Source organism: Pseudomonas sp. UBA5568 (genome assembly GCF_002425525.1).
In the GTDB taxonomy this organism is placed as follows: Bacteria; Pseudomonadota; Gammaproteobacteria; order Pseudomonadales; family Pseudomonadaceae; genus Aquipseudomonas; species Aquipseudomonas fulva.
Map to the genome: position 1 here is coordinate 1 of NZ_DIMK01000057.1, position 19,815 is coordinate 19,815.

The 19,815-nt window shown below is 63.5% G+C and carries 23 protein-coding genes; 16 read left to right on the top strand and 7 right to left on the bottom strand.

Features of this window, described 5'->3' with window-relative positions:
• The 3 genes from B2S33_RS19270 to B2S33_RS19280 form a co-directional block, all read right to left on the bottom strand.
• Window positions 1–151: MJ0042-type zinc finger domain-containing protein (locus tag B2S33_RS19270; RefSeq protein ID WP_288650887.1), on the bottom strand; the 151-nt coding region annotated here is incomplete at its 3' end.
• A gap of 42 nt (window positions 152–193) precedes the next feature.
• Window positions 194–1,072, bottom strand: coding sequence for a 50S ribosomal protein L11 methyltransferase (gene prmA / locus B2S33_RS19275; protein ID WP_027915271.1), 879 nt, complete (start codon window positions 1,070–1,072; stop codon window positions 194–196).
• A gap of 112 nt (window positions 1,073–1,184) precedes the next feature.
• Entirely contained in the window at window positions 1,185–1,640 is a 456-nt protein-coding gene (locus B2S33_RS19280; RefSeq protein WP_059183423.1) for a MaoC family dehydratase, read from the bottom strand.
• 130 nt (window positions 1,641–1,770) lie between these two features.
• Between B2S33_RS19280 and B2S33_RS19285 the strand changes: the two genes are divergently transcribed.
• Genes B2S33_RS19285 through B2S33_RS19295 form a run of 3 tightly spaced genes read left to right on the top strand, consistent with a single transcriptional unit; the run spans window position 1,771 to window position 3,446 of the window.
• Window positions 1,771–2,133 carry a CidA/LrgA family protein gene (locus tag B2S33_RS19285; RefSeq protein WP_023534554.1) on the top strand — a complete coding sequence of 121 codons (363 nt, stop codon included), beginning with the start codon at window positions 1,771–1,773 and terminating at the stop codon, window positions 2,131–2,133.
• A complete protein-coding gene (locus tag B2S33_RS19290; protein ID WP_027915269.1) occupies window positions 2,130–2,846 on the top strand; it encodes an LrgB family protein in 717 nt (238 codons plus the stop codon). Before B2S33_RS19285 ends, B2S33_RS19290 begins: the two co-directional genes overlap by 4 nt.
• 9 nt (window positions 2,847–2,855) lie before the next feature.
• Window positions 2,856–3,446: an LON peptidase substrate-binding domain-containing protein gene (locus tag B2S33_RS19295; protein ID WP_145280398.1), complete on the top strand. Its 591-nt coding sequence runs from the start codon at window positions 2,856–2,858 to the stop codon at window positions 3,444–3,446.
• 13 nt (window positions 3,447–3,459) lie between these two features.
• Here B2S33_RS19295 and B2S33_RS19300 read toward each other — a convergent pair whose 3' ends face one another.
• Entirely contained in the window at window positions 3,460–4,776 is a 1,317-nt protein-coding gene (locus tag B2S33_RS19300; protein ID WP_027915267.1) for a bifunctional DedA family/phosphatase PAP2 family protein, read from the bottom strand.
• A 3-nt stretch (window positions 4,777–4,779) separates the two neighbouring features.
• Window positions 4,780–5,448 carry a DNA-3-methyladenine glycosylase gene (locus B2S33_RS19305; RefSeq protein ID WP_028687160.1) on the bottom strand — a complete coding sequence of 223 codons (669 nt, stop codon included), beginning with the start codon at window positions 5,446–5,448 and terminating at the stop codon, window positions 4,780–4,782.
• Window positions 5,449–5,694: 246 nt separating this feature from the next.
• Between B2S33_RS19305 and B2S33_RS19310 the strand changes: the two genes are divergently transcribed.
• The 13 genes from B2S33_RS19310 (at window position 5,695) to B2S33_RS19370 (ending at window position 18,139) form a co-directional block, all read left to right on the top strand.
• Window positions 5,695–6,966, top strand: a complete 1,272-nt coding sequence (locus B2S33_RS19310) for a glutamate-5-semialdehyde dehydrogenase (protein ID WP_027915265.1) — start codon at window positions 5,695–5,697, stop codon at window positions 6,964–6,966.
• 1 nt (window position 6,967) lies between these two features.
• Entirely contained in the window at window positions 6,968–7,627 is a 660-nt protein-coding gene (nadD, locus tag B2S33_RS19315) for a nicotinate-nucleotide adenylyltransferase (protein WP_027915264.1), read from the top strand.
• A 43-nt stretch (window positions 7,628–7,670) separates the two neighbouring features.
• A complete protein-coding gene (rsfS, locus tag B2S33_RS19320; protein WP_027915263.1) occupies window positions 7,671–8,090 on the top strand; it encodes a ribosome silencing factor in 420 nt (139 codons plus the stop codon).
• A 10-nt stretch (window positions 8,091–8,100) separates the two neighbouring features.
• Window positions 8,101–8,568 (top strand): 23S rRNA (pseudouridine(1915)-N(3))-methyltransferase RlmH, encoded by a 468-nt coding sequence (gene rlmH, locus B2S33_RS19325; RefSeq protein ID WP_027915262.1) that lies wholly within the window; start codon window positions 8,101–8,103, stop codon window positions 8,566–8,568.
• 16 nt (window positions 8,569–8,584) lie between these two features.
• Window positions 8,585–10,474 (top strand): penicillin-binding protein 2, encoded by a 1,890-nt coding sequence (gene mrdA / locus B2S33_RS19330; RefSeq protein ID WP_027915261.1) that lies wholly within the window; start codon window positions 8,585–8,587, stop codon window positions 10,472–10,474.
• A gap of 38 nt (window positions 10,475–10,512) precedes the next feature.
• Entirely contained in the window at window positions 10,513–11,616 is a 1,104-nt protein-coding gene (gene rodA, locus B2S33_RS19335; RefSeq protein WP_288650888.1) for a rod shape-determining protein RodA, read from the top strand.
• 17 nt (window positions 11,617–11,633) lie between these two features.
• Complete coding sequence (gene mltB / locus B2S33_RS19340; RefSeq protein WP_280076328.1) at window positions 11,634–12,644, top strand: lytic murein transglycosylase B; 1,011 nt, start codon at window positions 11,634–11,636, stop codon at window positions 12,642–12,644.
• Window positions 12,644–13,651 (top strand): septal ring lytic transglycosylase RlpA family protein, encoded by a 1,008-nt coding sequence (locus tag B2S33_RS19345; RefSeq protein ID WP_027915258.1) that lies wholly within the window; start codon window positions 12,644–12,646, stop codon window positions 13,649–13,651. The genes mltB and B2S33_RS19345 overlap by 1 nt, the downstream gene beginning before the upstream one ends.
• 266 nt (window positions 13,652–13,917) lie before the next feature.
• Window positions 13,918–15,078 carry a D-alanyl-D-alanine carboxypeptidase family protein gene (locus B2S33_RS19350; RefSeq protein WP_023534573.1) on the top strand — a complete coding sequence of 387 codons (1,161 nt, stop codon included), beginning with the start codon at window positions 13,918–13,920 and terminating at the stop codon, window positions 15,076–15,078.
• Window positions 15,079–15,150: 72 nt separating this feature from the next.
• Window positions 15,151–15,426, top strand: coding sequence for a DUF493 domain-containing protein (locus B2S33_RS19355; protein ID WP_027915257.1), 276 nt, complete (start codon window positions 15,151–15,153; stop codon window positions 15,424–15,426).
• A complete protein-coding gene (gene lipB / locus B2S33_RS19360; RefSeq protein ID WP_288650873.1) occupies window positions 15,426–16,073 on the top strand; it encodes a lipoyl(octanoyl) transferase LipB in 648 nt (215 codons plus the stop codon). The genes B2S33_RS19355 and lipB overlap by 1 nt, the downstream gene beginning before the upstream one ends.
• Window positions 16,074–16,075: 2 nt before the next feature.
• The gene (gene lipA, locus B2S33_RS19365) at window positions 16,076–17,092 is read left to right on the top strand and encodes a lipoyl synthase (protein WP_027915255.1); all 1,017 of its coding nucleotides are present in this window, start codon (window positions 16,076–16,078) and stop codon (window positions 17,090–17,092) included.
• A 108-nt stretch (window positions 17,093–17,200) separates the two neighbouring features.
• Window positions 17,201–18,139, top strand: coding sequence for a S66 peptidase family protein (locus B2S33_RS19370; protein ID WP_110607092.1), 939 nt, complete (start codon window positions 17,201–17,203; stop codon window positions 18,137–18,139).
• 86 nt (window positions 18,140–18,225) lie between these two features.
• Here B2S33_RS19370 and B2S33_RS19375 read toward each other — a convergent pair whose 3' ends face one another.
• Together B2S33_RS19375 and arfA are read right to left on the bottom strand one after the other, a co-directional pair.
• Window positions 18,226–19,536 (bottom strand): lytic murein transglycosylase, encoded by a 1,311-nt coding sequence (locus B2S33_RS19375; protein ID WP_028687156.1) that lies wholly within the window; start codon window positions 19,534–19,536, stop codon window positions 18,226–18,228.
• A gap of 60 nt (window positions 19,537–19,596) precedes the next feature.
• Entirely contained in the window at window positions 19,597–19,761 is a 165-nt protein-coding gene (arfA, locus tag B2S33_RS19380; protein ID WP_027915252.1) for an alternative ribosome rescue factor ArfA, read from the bottom strand.
• Between the last annotated feature and the right edge of the window lie 54 nt (window positions 19,762–19,815).

The following is a 19,815-nucleotide window of genomic DNA, read 5'->3' on the forward strand; positions in this document are numbered from 1 at the left end:
TGCGGTTCTGCTCCAGTAGCTGCTTGGCGGCATTGAACACTTGCAGGCACTGGCCGCAACGCACCACGCCACGGGCCACGCTCAACTGGTGGTGGGTGACACGAAAGCTGGTCTGGCAATGCGGGCACTGGGTGACGAAACTGTCGGTCATGCGGCAATCCGGAGGCTGTGCTGAGGGCTATTCTAGGTTCGACTAGCGGCGGCGACCACTGATTCGCACCCAGCCATCGCGAACGACGATAGGGTCCAGGTCGAAATCGGCAGCGTAGGCGGCGGCCACTTCTTCGCCTTGTTCAGCGAGAATGCCCGACAACGCCAGCAGACCGCCCGGGCGGACCAGGCCGCTGAGCTGCGGTGCCAGCGACACCAGTGGCCCGGCCAGGATGTTGGCCACCAGCACGTCGGCCTGCATGGCAGGCATGTGCTCGGGCAGGTACAGCGCGAACAGCTCGTCGGCAATGCCGTTGCGTTGGGCATTGTCGCGAGAGGCTTCGATCGCCTGCACGTCGATGTCCGTGCCTACCGCTTCGCGCGCGCCCAGCAACAGTGCAGCGATCGCCAGAATGCCCGAGCCACAGCCAAAGTCCAGCACCTGGGTGCCCTGCAACTGCTGACCGTCGAGCCACTCAAGGCACAGCGCCGTGGTGGGGTGCGTGCCCGTGCCGAACGCCAGCCCAGGATCGAGCAACAGGTTCACGGCGTCCTTTTCCGGAGCATCGTGCCAGCTCGGCACGATCCACAGCCGGCGGCCGAAACGCATCGGCTGGAAATTGTCCATCCAGCTGCGTTCCCAGTCCTGGTCTTCGATCACTTCGGCCTGGTGCTGGGGCAGCTCGACGCCCGTCAGCAGGCGCAGGTGCGCGAACACCTGTTCAGGGTTGGTGTCAGCCTCGAACAGGGCCAGCAGGTGGGTGTGCGACCACAGCGGCGTGGTATTGAGGTCTGGCTCGAAGATGGGTTGATCTTCGGCGTCCATGAAGGTGACCGATACCGCGCCGACTTCCAGCAGCGCGTCTTCGTAGGTTTCGGCTTGTTCCGGGCTGATGGCCAGACGTACTTGCAGCCAGGGCATGGCGTGTACCTTTGATAGATCCAGAAGGGCAGCCCAAGGCTGCGCGGAGCCTGGCAGTTTACGCGAGTGCGTAGGGTTTGTAGAGACGCCTGCGCCTGTCAGGTGCCGGTGCCTAGACAAAGCACAGGGACAGGGATTCAGCCCGGTAGGCGGGCTTGTCCTCGTCTTTTATCTCCAGCGTGGCGATGGCCTTGAGCAACCATTGGCCGGGGCGCTTCTGCTGCACATCGGCCAGCTCGACATGCAGGCGCACCTGGCTGTCGACCTTCACCGGCTGAATGAAGCGCACGCTGTCCAGGCCGTAGTTGACGACCATCTTCAGCCCCTGCGGCAAGACCAGGATGTCCTCGATCAGCGTAGGAATCAGGGACAGGGTCAGAAAGCCATGGGCGATGGTGCCGCCGAACGCGGTTTGCGCAGCTCGCTGCGGGTCAACGTGGATGAACTGATGATCGCCAGTCGCCTCGGCGAAACGATCGATACGCTGCTGGTCGATGGTCAGCCAGGCCGAGTGGCCGAGGGACTTGCCGACGTATTGGGTAAGCGCGGTGGCCGGCACTAGCGGCATGGTAATCCTCCTGGGTATGAAATGGCACGCGCGTGCAAGATCAGCATGCTTGGCCAGGCCGGTCAAGTTGCGCTCGGCGCGGGCAGCCTGCGCATGCTTATAATGAGCCGCACGCCTGAAGGAGAACGTTATGCTGTTGCGGGGTTTGACCTGGCTGGTGCTGTTCCAGCTGTTGGGGACGGCAGTCAATCATCTGTTGGTTCCCGTCCTGCCGGGGCCGATCATCGGCCTGTTGCTATTGCTGGGTTTTCTGATGGTGCGCGGCGAGGTGGGTGCGCCCCTCAACGAAGCTGCCGGCAGCCTGCTGCGCTACTTGCCGCTGTTGCTGGTGCCTCCGGCCGTGGGGGTGATGGTGTATGCCCGTGACATCGCCGCCGACTTCTGGGCCATCGTCGGTGCGCTGTTGATTTCCTGCCTGCTGACGCTGGTGGTGGTGGGCGTGCTGATGCAGAAACTCATTCATCGTCAGGCCCGGCGCGAGGACCAGCCATGATGCTCGACTGGCAAGGCGCATTGGATGCAGTGGTCCATCACCCGTTGTTCGGCATTGGCGTGACCCTGGGGGCCTACCAGCTGGTGCTGGCCGGGTATGAGAAGACCCGCTGGATCTTCCTGCAGCCGGTGCTGGTGTCGATGGCCCTGGTGATCGGCGTGCTGCTGCTGTGCGGCATCGACTACGCCGAATACCGCAAGAGCACCGAAATCATGAACATCCTGCTGGGCCCTGCCACCGTGGCCTTGGCGGTGCCGCTGTTCCTGAACCTGCGGCGCATTCGCCAGTTGTTCTGGCCGACCTTGACTACGCTGGTACTCGGAGGCCTGTTCGCCACGGTGTGCTGCCTGTTGCTAGGGTGGTGGTTTGGCGCCGAGCACATGATCCTGATGACCATGGCGCCCAAGTCCGTCACCTCGCCCATCGCGATGCTGGTAGCCGAGCAGATCGGTGGCGTGGCGGCGCTGGCTGCGGTCTTCGTGCTGATTACCGGGGTGATCGGGGCCATTTTCGGGCCTGCCTTGTTGAGCCGCTGCGGTGTGCTCAGCCCCGAAGCGCGGGGCATGTCCCTGGGCATCACGGCCCACGCGGTCGGCACCTCGGTGGCCTTGCAGGAAAGTGACGAATGCGGCGCCTTCGCCGCGCTGGCGATGAGCCTGATGGGCGTGGCAACGGCAGTGTTCCTGCCGCTGGCCGTCAGCCTGGTGGCTTGAGGAGTGATGATGATGCTACCGCTGTTTCCCCTCGACACCGTGCTGTTCCCAGGGTGTTTTCTCGACCTGCAGATTTTCGAAGCCCGCTACCTGGACATGATCGGGCGTTGCATGAAACAAGGCGAAGGCTTTGGCGTGGTCTGCATCGTGGAGGGCGAGCAGGTCGGCAAGGCGCCGCCTGTGGTGGCGTCCATTGGCTGCGAAGCGGTGATCCGCGATTTCGTCCAGCAGGACAATGGCCTGTTGGGTATTCGCGTCGAAGGGGTGCGGCGTTTCGATCTGCAGGCCACCGAAGTGCAAAAGGATCAACTGCTGGTGGGGCAGGTACAGTGGCTGCCTGAGCTTGACGACAGCCCCTTGGAGGAAGCGGACGACGACTTGCTGGCCCTGCTGCTGGCCTTGGGCGAGCACCCGATGGTCGAGGCGCTCGACATGCCCCGGCCTGTGGACGGGCGTCAGGCGCTGGCCAACCAACTGGCCTACCTGCTGCCCTTCACCGAGCAAGACAAGCTGGACTTGCTGGCCCAGGACTCGCCTGAGCAGCGGCTGGGCGAGATCCACAGGTTGCTCGAGCGCATCCAGGGTGAGCTGTTTGCCTGAATAGCGCCTGGCGTCAGTACTGGTACCTGAGCAGGGCGTGGGGCAGGGCGTGGGTGGCAAAGAAGGCCAGCAAGGCGATGCAGGCCGGCAATACCAGCCACCAGACCTTCAGGGGCAGGGCCGGCAGGGTCTGACGGTACTGGGACAACGTCAGGCTGATCGCGCAGACGCAGCAGGCCAGCAGGGCGCCGGCCAGGATGTCGGTGGGCCAGTGTGCACCCAGGTATACCCGCGACAGGGCAATGGCCAATGCCGGAATGCAACCCAGCATGATCCAGGTCAGGCGCATGCGCGGTGGCTGGCCGCGGCCGGCGAGCACCGCCAGCACCAGAAAGAACGCAAACGACGCCGAACTGTGGCCGCTGGGCATACTGTAGCTGGTCAGCGGGTCGGTCAGCACTTCCGGCCGAGCCCGGGCGAACAGCCACTTGAGCGTGCCATTGGCGATGGCGGTGCCCATCAGCGCCCCAGCTGCGAAGAAAGCGTGCCGCCACTGGCGTACCACCAGCAGCAAGCCTGTCAGCAGCCCGCCGAGGAAGAACTGGGTGCGAAAATCCCCGAGCCGCGTCACCACCACCACAGCGCCGTCGATGGCCTGGCTGCGATGCTCCTGGACCAGCGTCATCACCCCGTCGTCGAAGGCGTGCAGGTAGGGCCAGCCAAGAAATACCCCGGCCAAGGCCAGCAGGCACAGGGCACCAATCAGCCGTGTGCCGTGGCGACGGTCGCGGATGCTGGTGCTCAGGCTAAGACCGATGATCACCGCCAGCGTGCCGAAAATGATCCCGGCCTGGGGCCAGAAGCCTTCGGGCAGGGGCAGGCGCATGGCCGCACCGGTGGCCCAACCGGGCAGCAGGTAGGCGATCGACCACCCTGCGGCTGCCACCAGGCTCACTGCGATGAACCGCAGCAGCGGCATGTCGAACATGCCGGCGACCATTGGCAGCATGGGCCGCAACGGGCCGATGAAACGGCCTACGAGCAGGCTGGCGATGCCATAGCGCTTGAAGTAGGTTTCGGCGCTGCCGATCCATTCCGGGTGGTGCCGCAACACCGGCAGGCGGCGAATGTTCTGGTGGAAATGCTTGCCGATCATGTAGGACAGCGCGTCACCCAGTAACCCGCCCAAAAAGCCCAGCAGCAAGGTTTCGCCAAGGCCCAGCACACCGCTACCTGCCAGCACGGCTACCGCAAACAGCAGCACCGTGCCTGGAACGATGATGCCGGCGATGGCCAGGCATTCGATGCACGCGACCAGGAAGATTGCGACGCCAAGCCACTGTGGGTTGGCACCCAGCCAACCGGTCAGGCCGTCGAGCCATTGTTCCATGGTTCAGCTCTCTTGTTCGATGATGGAGAAGTCACGGCCTTCGACCTGGCCGCGCCGCAATGGGTTGCGTGTGCAGAACCGGGCGTATGCGGCGTCGACGAAGCGGTACGGCAGGTGCTCGTCACGCCCGTGGGGAATGCCCAGACGGGCTGCCTGGATCACCCGCGGCACCGGGTTGGCGCAGTCGTCCACATACAGCCGCTGCGGGTCGAAGCGCTGCGCATCCCAATGTGGCACCTTGAGGCCCAGCGCCCGGCACAACAGCGTCTGCCCCGCGCACAGGCGCTCGACGGAGCGCAGGTTGCCGCTGGCGTCGGGGTTGTTCAGGTGCATCTGCGCCAGGCTGTCGGGCCCTGAGAGGGCGTCCTGCCACGGGTAGGCGGACTTGATGAGCACCGCATTGCCGGGGCCCTGGGCGCTGAAGTTCAGGGAGTCGCCGCCGCGGGCGTAGTACATATAGATGTGTCCGCCATCGAGAAACAGCGCCTTGCGCTTCTCGGTGTAGCCCAGCGACGCATGGCTACCCTTGTCGGTGAGGTAATAGGCCTCGGTCTCGATGATGCGGGCGGCAAGCCACAAGTTGCCCTGGCGGTGGCGAATGACCTTGCCCAGCAGGGCTTTGGCCAAGGTTTGGGCGTCGCGGTCGAAAAAGCTGTCTGGCAGTGCTGGCATGCAAGGGCTTCGCAGGCTAAAGGCATGAGGGTAACAGGCGCCACCTTAACCGAATCTGAAACCTTCGAACATGTGACGGCGCAGGGCAGAGATTTCCACAGAGTTCTGCTTCCTTATGGATAAGACCGGTTACATCTTTCCTACAGATTTGCCACAGCTTTTTCTACCATCCGCCACCCACCGCTGGGCGTACACCTGCGCGACAGTTATAATCAGCCGTTTCCCCACCGCCAAGACACCGAGCCCATGACTGAGTCCGTTCTTGACTACATGACCCGCCTGGGTCGCGCAGCCCGTGAAGCCTCCCGGGTAATCGGCCGTGCCAGCACCGCGCAGAAGAACCGTGCCCTGCACGCTGCCGCCGACGCGCTGGATGCAGGCCGTGACGCGCTGATCGCAGCCAACGAGCAGGACTTGGCCCATGGCCGTGCCTCTGGGCTGGAAGCCGCGTTGCTCGACCGCCTGGCCCTGACCCCGGCGCGCATCGACGGCATGATCACCGGCCTGCGGCAGGTCGCCAGCCTGCCGGACCCGGTCGGCGCCATTCGCGACATGAGCTACCGCCCATCGGGTATCCAGGTCGGCAAGATGCGCACGCCGCTGGGCGTCATCGGCATCATTTACGAATCACGCCCGAACGTCACCATCGACGCAGCCAGCCTGTGCCTGAAGTCAGGCAATGCCACGATTCTGCGCGGCGGCTCCGAAGCCATCCACTCCAACCGCGCGATTGCCGCCTGTATCCAGCGCGGCCTGGCGGCGGCGGGCTTGCCCGCCGCCGTGGTTCAGGTGGTGGAAACCACCGACCGCGAGGCGGTGGGCGCGCTGATCAGCATGCCCGAGTTCGTCGATGTCATCGTACCGCGCGGTGGCCGGGGCCTGATCGAGCGCATCAGCCGCGACGCACGGGTACCGGTCATCAAGCACCTCGACGGTATCTGCCATGTCCATGTCAGCCAGCATGCCGACCTGGACAAGGCCTGGCGCGTGGCGTTCAACGCCAAGACCTACCGCTACGGTATCTGCGGGGCGATGGAAACGCTGCTGGTGGACCAGCTGGTCGCCGAGCGCTTCCTGCCCGAAATGGCGCGCCGTTTCCAGGAGAAAGGCGTTGAGCTGCGCGGTTGCGAGCGTACCTGTGCGCTGATCGACGCGCACGCGGCCAGCGAGGACGACTGGCACACCGAGTACCTCGATGCCGTACTGTCCATCCGTGTGGTGGACAGCCTGGATCAGGCCATCGAGCACATCAACCATTATGGTTCGCATCACACCGACTCGATCATCACCGAGCATCAGGGGGAGGCGCGCCAGTTCATGGCTGAAGTGGACTCGGCCTCCGTCATGCTCAACACCCCGACGTGCTTCGCCGACGGGTTCGAATATGGCCTGGGTGCCGAGATCGGCATTTCCACCGACAAGCTTCACGCCCGTGGCCCGGTCGGCCTCGAAGGCCTGACGTGCGAGAAATACGTGGTGATCGGCGACGGTCAACTGCGCGGCCAGGAGTCCTGCTGAGTTGAGTCAGGCCCAGGCAGTTCGCCGCGTCGGCATTCTTGGCGGCACCTTCGACCCGGTCCACATCGGCCACCTGCGCAGTGCGCTCGAAGTCGCCGAGTTCATGGCCCTGGACGAGCTGCGCCTGTTGCCCAATGCTCGCCCGCCGCACCGAGACACGCCGCAAGTGGCCGCGCACGATCGCCTGGCCATGGTGCAGGGCGCCGTCGCGGGCGTTGCAGGCCTGAGCGTGGACGCGCGTGAACTGGCACGGGACAAGCCGTCGTACACCATCGATACGCTGGAGTCGATCCGTGCCGAGCTTGCCGCTGACGACCAGTTGTTTCTGGTGCTGGGCTGGGACGCCTTCTGCGGACTGCCCGGCTGGCACCGCTGGGAAGAACTGCTGCAACACTGCCACATCCTGGTGCTGCAACGCCCGGATGCGGATGTAGACCCCCCCGACGAACTGCGCAACCTGCTGGCTGCCCGTTCGCAGAGCGATCCCACCGCCATGTCCGGCCCGGCGGGAAACATTTCGTTCGTCTGGCAGACACCGCTTGCGGTGTCAGCTACACAGATCCGACAGCTGCTGGCCAGCGGCAGGTCGGTGAGGTTCCTGGTGCCGGACGCCGTACTGGCCTACATCGAGGCGCACGAACTGTATCGTGCGCCCAACTGACGGTGCCCCTGGCACCTCATCCTACGAGTTGAACGAGTTTTATATGACCAAGCAGAAAATTTACGGCGACGAACTGGTCGCAGTGACCACGGCAGCGCTTGAAGACGTCAAGGCCCAGGATATCCAGGTCATCGACGTGCGTGACAAGCACAGCCTGACCGATTACATGATCATCGCCACCGGTACCTCCAACCGTCAGATCAACGCCATGGCCGAGAAGGTCCGCGAGGCAGTCAAGGCCAAGGGCGCCCAGCCTCTGGGTGAGGAAGGCAAGGGCGACAGCGACTGGGTGCTGCTGGACCTCAACGATGTCATCGTGCACATGATGACTGCGGCTGCACGCCAGTTCTACGACCTCGAACGCCTGTGGCAGGGCGCCGAGCAGAGCCGCGCCGCCGATGGCAAGCACCACAGCCCGGACCATGTCCACGAGTACTCCGACAAGCTCAAAGATCGCGAATAAGGAAAGCGCCGTGCGTCTGCGCCTGATCGCGGTTGGCTCGCGCATGCCGAAGTGGGTCGAGGAGGGCTGGCATGAGTATGTCAAGCGCCTGCCGGCCGAACTATCGCTCGAGCTGGTGGAAATACCGCTGAACACCCGCGGCAAGAATGCCGACGTCGCCCGCCTGATTCGCCAGGAGGGCGAAGCCATGCTCAGCAAGGTGCAACCCGGGGAGCGCGTCGTAACCCTGGAGGTCCATGGCAAGCCGTGGAGCACCGAACAGCTGGCAGGTGAACTGGACCGCTGGCGCCTGGATGCGCGCACGGTGAATCTGATGGTGGGTGGGCCCGAAGGGCTTGCGCCGCAAGTGTGCGCCCGCGCCGATCAGCGCTGGTCCCTGTCGCCGCTGACCTTGCCGCACCCGCTGGTCAGGATACTCATCGGCGAGCAGGTCTATCGGGCCTGGACGGTGTTGTCCGGGCATCCCTACCACAAATGAGCCTGTAAGCAGCCCGATGTCGCAGCCGATCCGCCTCAAGGACCACGAAAAAGACGCCCGTCTGGTGCGCAACCGCGTCGTGGTCGGCGCCGTGGCGGTCATGCTGCTCATCTGCGTGCTGATTGCGCGGCTGTATTACCTGCAGATCATCCAGTACGACTACCACTCCACGCTGTCTGAGAACAACCGGGTGCACGTGCAGCCGATTCCGCCGACACGCGGGCTGATCTTCGACCGCAACGGGGTAGTGATCGCCGACAACCGGCCCAGCTTCAGCCTGTCCATGACCCGTGAGCGTGCGGGAGACTGGCAGCAAGTGCTGGACAGCATCGTCGAGATACTGGAACTCACTCCAGACGACCGCGCACTGTTCGAAAAGCGCATGCGCCAGGGACGCAGGCCGTTCGAGCCGGTACCCATCCTGTTCGAACTCAACGAGGAACAGATCGCCCGTGTGGCGGTGAACCAGTTCCGCTTGCCAGGGGTGGAGGTGGTCGCCCAACTGGTGCGTCACTATCCACAAGGGGCGCATTTCGCGCATTCGGTGGGCTACGTCGGGCGTATCAACGAGAAAGAGCTCAAAACCCTGGACCCTGTGAACTACAGCGGCACGCACCACATCGGCAAGACTGGTATCGAGCGGTTCTACGAGGCCACACTACACGGCCAGGTCGGCTACGAAGAAGTCGAGACCAACGCCCGCGGCCGTGTGCTCAGGGTGCTCAAGCGTACCGACCCCAAGCCTGGCAAGGACATCGTGCTGAGCCTGGACATCAGGTTGCAGGAAGCGGCCGAAGCCGCCCTGGCCGGGCGCCGTGGTGCGGTGGTGGCGCTCGACCCACGTACCGGCGAAGTGCTCGCCATGGTGAGCCAGCCCAGCTTCGACCCCAACCTGTTCGTCACCGGCATCAGCTTCAAGGCCTATGCCGAACTGCGTGATTCGATCGACAGGCCGCTGTTCAACCGCATCTTGCGCGGCCTTTATCCGCCCGGTTCGACGATCAAGCCAGCCGTGGCCATCGCCGGCCTGGACAGCGGCGCGGTGACCCCGAGCAGCCGTGTGTTCGACCCTGGGTACTACCAGCTGCCCAACTACGATCACAAATACCGTAACTGGAACCGCTCGGGTGACGGCTGGGTGGACCTGGACACCGCCATCATGCGTTCCAACGACACCTACTTCTACGACCTGGCCCACAAGATGGGCATCGACCGGTTGTCCAGCTACATGAACAAGTTCGGCATCGGTCAGCGGGTGTCGCTGGACATGTTCGAAGAGTCCGCAGGGTTGATGCCGTCGCGGGAATGGAAGCGGGCTACGCGCCGGCAGGCCTGGTTCCCGGGCGAAACCCTGATCCTGGGTATCGGCCAGGGCTACATGCAGGCCACGCCTCTGCAATTGGCCCAGGCGACGGCGCTGATTGCCAACAAGGGTGTATGGAACCGGCCGCACCTGGCCAAGACCATCGAAGGGGAACCACCGGTGGATGAAAACCCGATGCCGGACATCGTGCTGCGCGACAAGGCCGATTGGGCGCGTGTGACCCACGGCATGGAGCAGGTGATGCACGGCGCGCGCGGTACCGCCCGCAAGGCTGCCATCGGTGCCCAGTACCGCATCGCCGGCAAAAGTGGTACCGCACAGGTGGTGGCCATCAAGCAGGGCGAGAAGTACGACCGCAACAAACTTCAGGAACGTCACCGCGACCACGCCTTGTTCGTGGCCTTCGCACCGGCAGAAGACCCCAAGATCGTGGTGTCGGTCATGGTCGAGAACGGCGAGTCGGGCTCTGGGGTGGCTGCGCCTGTGGTGCGCCAGATCATGGATGCCTGGCTGCTGGACGAAAACGGCCGGCTCAAGCCTGAGCTTGCGCCGGTTACCGCTACTCAGGAGTCGCCGCTGTGATGAACAATTTCGATCGCATGCTCTCCAGCGAGGATGTGATGCGTCGGCGCGCCAGCTTCCTGCAGCGCATCCACGTCGATGGTCCCCTGCTGATCATCCTCCTGACCCTGGCCGCGGGCAGCCTGTTCGTGCTGTATTCGGCCAGCGGCAAGAACTGGGACCTGTTGCTCAAGCAGGCCACCTCGTTTGGCATCGGCCTGGTATCGATGTTCGTCATCGCCCAGCTCGAGCCACGGTTCATGGCGCGCTGGGTGCCACTGGCGTACCTGACCGGGGTATTGCTGCTGGTGATGGTGGACGTCATGGGCCACAACGCCATGGGTGCAACGCGCTGGATCAACATACCCGGGGTGATACGCTTCCAGCCCTCCGAGTTCATGAAGATCATCATGCCGGCGACCATCGCCTGGTACCTGTCCAAGCGCACCCTGCCGCCGCACCTCAAGCATGTGGCCATCAGCCTGGTACTGATTGGCGTGCCTTTCATTCTGATCGTGCGCCAACCGGACCTGGGGACGGCGTTGCTGATTCTGGCCTCCGGTGCTTTCGTCCTGTTCATGGGCGGCCTGCGCTGGCGCTGGATTCTCAGCGTGCTGGCGGCAACGGTGCCGGTGGCGGTGGCCATGTGGTTTTTCGTGATGCACGACTACCAGAAGCAGCGGGTGCTGACCTTCCTCGACCCGGAGAGCGACCCGCTGGGCACGGGCTGGAACATCATCCAGTCCAAGGCGGCGATTGGGTCTGGCGGCGTATTTGGCAAGGGGTGGCTGCTGGGCACGCAGTCGCACCTGGACTTTCTGCCTGAAAGCCACACCGACTTCATCATCGCCGTGCTGGGCGAGGAGTTCGGTCTGGTGGGCATTTGCCTGTTGCTGATCGTGTACCTGCTGCTGATCGGGCGTGGCCTGATGATCACGGCGCAGGCACAGACATTGTTCGGCAAGCTGCTCGCTGGCAGCTTGACCATGACATTCTTCGTATACGTATTCGTCAATATCGGGATGGTAAGTGGCCTTCTGCCCGTCGTCGGCGTGCCCTTGCCCTTCATTAGCTATGGCGGAACTTCATTGGTGACGCTGCTGTCAGCGTTTGGCGTTCTGATGTCGATCCACACGCATCGAAAGTGGATCGCACAGGTTTGAATAAGGTGAACAATTACATGCAAGCAGTGCGTAACTGGGCTACCCGTTGTGCGCCGTGGTTTGGTGCGGTGAGCCTGTTTGGCGCTGTACAGCTGGCCGAGGCCGGCGACTACGACAACTCGCCCCAGGTGGCCGAATTCGTTGGCCAGATGAGCCGCGACCATGGTTTTGCCCCAGAACAACTGATGGGCGTGTTCCGTGAAGTGCAGCGCAAGCAGTCGATCCTCGATGCGATTTCGCGGCCAGCCGAACGGGTCAAACCCTGGAAGGAATACCGCCCGATGTTCCTCACCGACGCGCGCATTGCGCGGGGCGTGGACTTCTGGCGCCAGCACGAAGCCGTGCTGGCAAGGGCCGAGCAGGAATATGGGGTGCCGGCACAATACATCGTGTCGATCATTGGCGTTGAAACCTTCTTCGGGCGCAACACGGGCAACTTCCGAGTGCTCGACGCGTTGTCCACCCTGGGCTTCGATTATCCCCCACGCGCCGAATTCTTCCGCAAGGAACTGCGTGAGTTCCTGCTGCTGGCCCGTGAAGAACAACTCGATCCCCTGACCCTCAAGGGCTCCTATGCCGGGGCCATGGGGCTGCCGCAGTTCATGCCCAGCAGCTTTCGCAACTACGCCGTGGACTTCGACGGTGATGGGCACATCAACATCTGGACCAACCCCGATGATGCCATCGGCAGCGTGGCGAACTACTTCAACCGCCATGGCTGGATGGCCGGGCAGGGCGTCGTCAGCCGCGCCACCGTGCAGGGCGAGCGCGCCGATCAAGGCCTGACCACCGGTATCGAGCCGGCCAGCACGGTCGGGGAGTTGCGTGCCCTTGGCTGGTCGGTTCATGATTCGCTGCGCGATGATCTGCCCGTCACGGCCTTCCGCCTGGAGGGTGAGAACGGCCCCGAGTACTGGGTGGGCTTGAAGAATTTCTACGCGATCACTCGCTACAACCGCAGCGTGATGTATGCCATGGCGGTGCATCAGCTTGCGCAACAGCTGGTCCAAGCACGGGGCGTCAACTAATGCGCGCAATTTTCTCTACCACCTCCTTCAAGCTGGTCACCTGCGCCGCCATCGGCCTGGCGTTGGTCAGTTGCTCCTCCAGCCGCCCGGCGCCCAAGAGTTCCAGCGGCGCGAGCGTGGTGCGCAGCCAGCCCGGCCTGGACATCAACCGTGCCCACAAGGACGGTGCGCCGTGGTGGGATGTGGACGTCAACAAGATCCCCGATGCCACGCCCACCCTGCACACCGGCAACTACAAGGCCAACCCCTACACCGTCCTGGGCAAGACCTACTACCCGATGCAGGATGCGCGCAACTACCGCGCCGAGGGCACGGCGTCGTGGTATGGCACCAAGTTCCATGGTCAGAACACCGCCAACGGCGAGCTGTACGACCTGTACGGCATGAGTGCCGCGCACAAGACGCTGCCATTGCCCGCCTATGTAAAGGTGACCAACCTGGCCAACGGTCGCAGCGTCATCCTGCGGGTGAACGATCGCGGCCCGTTCTATTCCGATCGCATCATCGACCTGTCGTATGCGGCGGCGAAGAAGCTGGGCTACGCCGAGATCGGTACTGCCCATGTGCGCGTCGAAGGCATCGACCCCCAGCAATGGTGGGCTCAACGCGGCCAGACGCCGCCCATGGTGCTCAAGGAGCCCCAGGTGGCCCAGACCCAGGCGATCCCGGCCAGCTCCGGTCGGGTAGAGCAGTGGACGCCACCGCCGCAGCAGCATGCGGCGCCGGTGGTGCCGGTGCAGGTCGGTGGCAACAACGTGCCTGCCGGCACTGGCGGCAGCTTCCTGCAGGTCGGCGCATTCGCCAACCCCGATGCGGCCGAGCTGCTGCGCGCCAAGCTCAGCAGCATGGTCAGCGCACCGGTGTTCATCAGCTCGATCGTACGCAACCAGCAGACGCTGCATCGCGTACGCCTGGGGCCGATCAACAGCGAGGGTGAAGTCCAGCAGGCGCAGAACAGCATCCGCCTGGCGAACCTGGGGCAGGCCAAGTTGGTCACAGCTGACTGACCAGGCGTCCCGACAGGGTGACTGACCCCTCGCGCACGCTATGAACAGCCTGCGGGTGGGGTCCACCTAGGGACAAGAGCGGTGCAAAGTGGCGGTTTTGTCATGAATTGACAGGCCCAGCCATGTACAATGCCGGTTTTGCCCGCAGCGGCACCCTGTCGCACGTTGCCGGGCCAGGCCCCAGGCCAATAACTAGACTGACCGGTGCTGGGCCGTGTGCTTGCCCAGAAAACATCTCCAGACCATTAGCGATTTTCGAGAGACGGATGAACATCACCAACCTTGCCAAACGACTTTGCTTGCCCGTATTGCTCCTGCTCACCCCGGTGGCCTTCGCGGCCGAGCAGATGACGCCCGCGCCGCCTCAACTGGCAGCCAAGTCCTACGTACTCATGGACGCGTCCAGCGGCAACGTGCTGGTCGAGAACAACGGTGACGAGCGTCTTCCGCCAGCCAGCCTGACCAAGCTGATGACCGCCTACATCGCCACGCTGGACATCCGCCGTGGCCAGATCGGCGAAAACGACCCGGTGACCGTCAGCGAAAACGCCTGGCGCACCGGCGGTTCGCGCATGTTCATCAAGGTGGGCAGCCAGGTGACCGTCAGCGACCTGCTGCACGGCATCATCATCCAGTCCGGCAACGATGCTTCCGTCGCCCTGTCCGAGCACATCGCCGGCAGCGAAGACGCTTTCGCCGACATGATGAACAAGACCGCTGCCGACCTGGGCATGACCAACAGTCACTTCATGAACCCCACTGGCCTGCCGAACCCGGAGCATTATTCCTCTGCTCACGACATGGCGATCCTGGCCCGTGCGATCATCAACGTCGACCCGGCTCACTACGCCATCTATTCGCAGAAAGAGTTCTTCTGGAACAACATCAAGCAGCCTAACCGCAACCTGCTGCTGTGGCGTGACAAGACCGTGGACGGTCTGAAGACCGGCCACACCGAAGAGGCTGGCTACTGCATGGTGGCATCGGCGGTACGTGACGGCCAGCGCCTGATCGCCGTGGTGTTCGGTACCAACAGCGAGCAGTCCCGCGCTGCCGAAACCCAGAAGCTGCTGACCTACGGCTTCCGCTTCTTCGAAACCCAGACCTTCTATCAGAAGGGCACCGAGCTGACCAAGGCTCCTGTGTGGAAAGGCGCCACCAGCGAAGTCAAGGCCGGCCTTGCCGAAGACCTGACCATGACCATGCCCAAGGGCCAGCTCAAGCGCCTGCAGGCTTCGATGACCATGAACCCGCAACTGACCGCCCCCATCGCCAAGGGTGACGTGATCGGCAAGGTTGAAGTCAAACTGGACGACAAAGTGGTTCACAGCGCCGACCTGATCGCCCTCGATGGCGTCGAGGAAGGTGGTTTCTTCCGCCGTATGTGGGATAGCATCCGTCTATTCTTCTACGGGTTGTTCAACTGACACGTGACCTGCACGCCCCCGCGTGATCGCGGGGGTGTTGTTGTTGCCACGGCTTGCGAGGCCGTTTCCGCCATGAGCGAACCAGACGTCAAGTCTCACAAAATCGAATTTCCCTGTGCCGATTATCCGATCAAGGTCATCGGTGACACCGGTGTCGGCTTCAAGGACACCGTGATCGAAGTGCTCAGCAAACACGCCAAGGTCGATCTTTCCACGCTGGCCGAACGCCAGAGCAAGGAAGGCAAGTACACCACTGTGCAATTGCACATCGTGGCCGAAAGCGAAAATCAGCTCCACGATATCAACAGCGCCCTGCGTGCCACCGGCATCGTGAAAATGGTGCTCTGATGCCCGGCTGCCTCGGTGTCCGCGAACTTGGCCTGCAGCCCTATGAACCGGTGCTCGAGGCCATGCGGCGTTTCACTGAGCAGCGCACTGCCGATACCCAGGATGAAGTCTGGCTGGTCGAACACCCGCCGGTCTTCACGCAAGGGCAGGCTGGCAAGGCCGAGCACCTGCTGGTGACGGGCGATATTCCCGTGGTGCAGACCGACCGGGGTGGCCAGGTGACCTATCATGGGCCAGGCCAGCTGGTGGCCTATCTGCTGCTGGATGTACGCCGCCTGGGCTTCGGCGTACGCGACCTGGTCAGCCGCATCGAGCGCAGCCTGATCGCCCTGCTCGATGGCTACGCGGTGCAGGCCGCTGCCAAGCCCGATGCACCGGGTGTGTATGTAGACGGCGCGAAGATCGCTTCGCTCGGCCTGCGTATCCGCAACGGCCGCTCCTTTCATGGCCTAGCCTTGAACGTGGACATGGACCTGGCGCCCTTTTGCCGAATCAACCCCTGCGGTTATGCGGGGCTGGCGATGACCCAGCTGCGTGACCTGGCAGGCCCGATCGAACTCGACGAGGTCAGGACAAGGCTGCGCGAACAGCTGGTCAAGCACCTCGACTACGCAGAGCAGACGACCCTCACGGGCGGAATCGACTGAATATGACTACTGTGCAAGAAGCCGTGCCGAACCTGATCCCAACCCAGGACGCTACTGCGCGTTCCGCCCCCAAAAAGGTCGAAGCCGGGGTCAAGCTGCGAGGCGCCGACAAGGTCGCGCGCATCCCGGTCAAGATCATCCCCACCGACGAGCTGCCCAAGAAGCCTGACTGGATCCGCGTGCGTATCCCGGTCTCGCCCGAGGTAGACCGCATCAAGCAACTGCTGCGCAAGCACAAGCTGCACAGCGTCTGCGAAGAAGCCTCCTGCCCGAACCTGGGCGAGTGCTTCTCGGGCGGCACCGCCACCTTCATGATCATGGGCGACATCTGCACCCGCCGCTGCCCGTTCTGCGACGTGGGGCATGGCCGTCCCAAGCCGTTGGACCTGGACGAGCCGAAGAACCTTGCGGTGGCCATTGCCGACCTGCGCCTGAAGTACGTGGTCATCACCTCGGTTGACCGTGATGATCTGCGCGATGGCGGCGCCCAGCACTTTGCCGACTGCATCCGCGAAATCCGCGCCTTGTCCCCAGGCGTGCAGCTCGAAACCCTGGTTCCGGACTACCGGGGCCGTATGGACGTGGCGCTGGCGATCACGGCCCAGGAGCCGCCGGATGTGTTCAACCACAACCTTGAAACCGTGCCGCGCCTGTACAAGGCCGCTCGCCCGGGTTCGGACTACGACTGGTCGTTGGACCTGCTGCAGAAGTTCAAGCAGCTGGTACCGCATGTGCCCACCAAGTCCGGCCTGATGCTCGGGTTGGGCGAAACCGACGAAGAAGTGATCGAGGTCATGCACCGCATGCGCGAACACGACATCGACATGCTCACCCTGGGTCAATACTTGCAGCCATCGCGCAGCCACTTGCCAGTGCAGCGCTTCGTGCACCCCGACACCTTTGCCTGGTTCGCCGAGGAAGGCTATCGCATGGGCTTCAAGAACGTCGCTTCCGGCCCGCTGGTGCGCTCGTCCTACCACGCCGACCAGCAAGCGCACGAAGCCAAGATCAAGCTCTGATCTGACCGTGAATAGAGAAATGCCGATGCGCCGCAAGGCCGCATCGGCATTTTTTTTTCTGCCAGCCAACCCGTAAGCTGTCCGGGACAAGCCGTATGGAGTTGCCCGATGAAGTGCGTTGAACCTTCTGCCTTGCCACTGCGCAAGGCCATTGCGCCCGATGCCTGTTTTGCCGTGGTTGCCCCGGCAGGCCCCGCGCGTCTGGATGTGCACAAGGCGACCCGGTGGTTCGCCGAGCGCGGCTACCGCTGCCGGGTCTATCCGGGTGCGACCCAGGCCGAGGGCTACCTGGCAGGCGCCGATGCGCAGCGACTACAGGACCTGCACGACGCCTTCCGGGACCCGTCCATCGACGCGGTCCTTTGCATGCGTGGCGGCTACGGCAGTATGCGCCTGCTGGACAGGCTCGATTTCGAGCTGTTGCAAAACCACCCCAAGCCCTTGATCGGCTACAGCGATATCACCGCCTTGCATGCGGCGCTCTACCGCCATACAGGGATGATCAGCTTCCACGGGGCCATGCTCAACGCCGACCTGTTGGGTGGCAAGCAGGCACCGACCGAATCGTCGCTGTTGGCGCAGCTGAGCGGGCACCTGGCAGCCGGTGACCCGATCACACACCCGGCGCAGTTCCCCTTGAACACCGTCATCCCCGGCCTTGCCAGTGGCCCGCTGCTGGGGGGGAACCTGTCGATGCTGGGTGCGACCCTGGGGACCTTGGCAGAGCTGGATACCCAGGGCTGCATCCTGTTCATCGAAGATGTGAACGAGCCGTTGTACCGGGTCGATCGTCTGCTGACGCAGTTACGGCTGGCCGGCAAGCTGGAAGGTATCAAGGGTGTGCTGGTAGGGGACTTCGCTGGCATTACCGCGGCGGCGCTGGCACCGCTGCTGCGCGACACGTTCGGCCCCTTGGGCGTACCAGTACTGGCCGGGTGGCGCAGTGGACACTGTGAGCCCAATATCTGCCTGCCGCTGGGTGCCCGAGTGACGCTGGACAGCGAACGGCAGCGCCTGGTGCTTGAGCAGGCGCTGTTCCAGGCGTGAGCCTGGCGCCAAGGCCACCCCAGGCAGACGATTACCGTTGCTGGGGTAGCTGACCCGTACCATCGCCAGTAAGCGTAAGCCTACGGCTACCGTAGGCTCTCCAGGAGCTTGTGCGTCGGATAACCATCGGCTGGCCAGCCCAGGCCCTGTTGGGCGTTACGGATGGCCTTGCGGGTGTTGGCGCCAATGATCCCGTCGGCGTTACCCGCATCAAAACCCTTGGCATTGAGCAAGTTCTGCAACTCCATGCGCTCGCTGCGGCTCAGGGGCGTGTCGTCCTTGGGCCAGCTGCCAGCGATGAAGCCCCAGCCGGTGAAGCGATCGCTCAGGAGGCTGACGGCCAGCGCGTAGGCCGATGAGTTGTTGTACTTGAGAATGGCGCGGAAGTTGTCGAGAACCAGAAATGCTGGGCCTCGCGCACCAGCGGGCAGCAACAGGGCGGCTGGCAGCTCATTGCTACCGGCTGGCAACTGCGTACCGGCAGGCAGTGTCAGGCCCATGGCCAACCATTCGGCGATAGGCTTGCGCGAGGTCCCGTCAGCTTGCCAATAATCGAAGCCTGCCGGTACCTGCACCTCGAACCCCCAGGGTTGGCCACGCTTCCAGCCTGAGCTTTGCAGGTAATGTGCGGTGGAGGCCAAGGCATCGGGCGTGCTGTTCCAGATATCGCGGCGGCCATCGCCGTCGAAATCCACGGCATGGGTGTTGTAGGTGGTCGGGATGAATTGGGTCTGGCCCATGGCGCCGGCCCAGGAGCCGCGCATCGCGTCGGCTTGGATATCGCCGTGCTGGATGATCTGCAGGGCGGCAATCAGCTGGTCCTGCGCAAACTGTGGACGTCGCCCTTCATAGGCCAGGGTGGCCAGGGAGCGGATCACTGACTTGCTGCCCTGGAACTGGCCGAAGTTGCTTTCCATGCCCCATACCGCGACCAGGATCTGGCGATCGACGCCATAGCGCTGTTCCAGACGGGTCAGCAGCTCGGCGTTCTGCTCCAGCAGCCTTTTGCCGTTGCGTACGCGCAGGGGCGACAAGGCACCTTCCAGGTATTCCCAGACTGGCCGGGTGAATTCTGGCTGGCTTCGGTCAGCCTTGATCACGTCCATGTCGGGGGTAACGTCGAGAAACGCCTTGTCGAAGACGTCGGGGGCAATGCCCGCTTGCAGGGCCTGCTGGCGGAAACCTGCTTGCCACTGGGCGAAGGTTTGGGACGGCTGGATATCTGGGTTGCTGTCTGGCGCCTTGCCAGGTGCATTTACGACGGGGGCCGGCTGCGCCTGGGCGAGGGGCAATGCATCGGCTGCCGTGGGTTTTTCCGCACAGGCAACGAGCAGGATGAAGCTGGAGGCCGCAACGAGCTGGCGGGTTTCCCAGCGAGGAAAAAGACGGTAGAGCATGCACAGGTCCAGGTCTGCAGGTCAGGTGATGACCATATCATGCCTGCGCTACGGATGCCTTCATGCCGCCAAAAAGTAAGAAGCCTCCCAATCTCTCGATTGGAAGGCTTCGCGGCGGTAGCTGCCCTTGCCTTTCTCCGGTCGTTCCTGACGGCAACGGAACAGGGGCTGGGCGACGATGGACTTGGCCTTGTTGTGGCCTTGCTTGTTCGGCTTTTTGCTCATGAAGGCGGTTCCTGTGTTCGGACATTGCAGGCTGCATTGTGCAGGGTTGGCCGG